2 pseudogenes are annotated in these 686 nt (G+C 58.5%); one reads left to right on the forward strand and one right to left on the reverse strand.

Annotation, left to right across the window (positions count from 1 at the left end):
• Positions 1 to 77: 77 nt before the first annotated feature.
• Positions 78 to 347 (forward strand): annotated as a pseudogene (locus AWB66_RS32655) (IS110 family transposase); the annotation flags it as partial.
• A gap of 3 nt (positions 348 to 350) precedes the next feature.
• Here AWB66_RS32655 and AWB66_RS34845 read toward each other — a convergent pair.
• Positions 351 to 527 (reverse strand): annotated as a pseudogene (locus AWB66_RS34845) (IS110 family transposase); the annotation flags it as partial.
• Between the last annotated feature and the right edge of the window lie 159 nt (positions 528 to 686).

The raw sequence follows: 686 nt of genomic DNA on the forward strand, positions 1-686 counted from the left end.
CCTGCGCGACGGCAGCCTGGTTGGGATGCTTGCGGGCTAGCAGGCGCTCCAGCCAAGGATCTATCGGAGTCGACCCGGCACGCAGGCTGGCTGCGATGGGACATACGGTGAAGCTGATGGCGCCGCAATTCGTCAAGCCTTACCTGAAGACGAACAAGAATGACATGAACGATGCCGAAGCCGTCTGCGAAGCAGTGCAACGACCGAACATGCGCTTCGTGGCCGTCAAGACGGTCGAGCAGCAAAGCATCCTGCATTTACATGTAAGCCGGCAGCTACTCGTCAAGATGCGCACCCAGGTCAGCAACCATCTCCGCGGCCTGCTCAGCGAGTACGGACTGATCCTGCTAGTAATGTGCGCTGCCGCAGGCCTCCATGCCGATTAGGCAGGGCGAGAGACGGGCGAAGAACGGCGCCATTTGTGATCGGCTGAGACGCTTACGGCATACGGTATGTCCACGGGCGTCCACGGCGTGCACCTGGAAGACGTGCTTGGCGATATCCACACCAACAGCGGTAATTTCCATTTCGGGTACCTCCACTTCAGTCGAACGTCAGACCTCAACTTTGGCACACCGATGCCGTTCAGGTGGGTGGTGCCCATTCCATCTGCAAAATTGGGTTTTGTTCGTGGACGCCTCGGGGCGTTCATCAGGTGGCCTTGTACTTTTCGAACTCAGGCAGTT

It is taken from the genome of Caballeronia telluris (assembly GCF_001544495.1).
GTDB lineage: Bacteria > Pseudomonadota > Gammaproteobacteria > Burkholderiales > Burkholderiaceae > Caballeronia > Caballeronia telluris.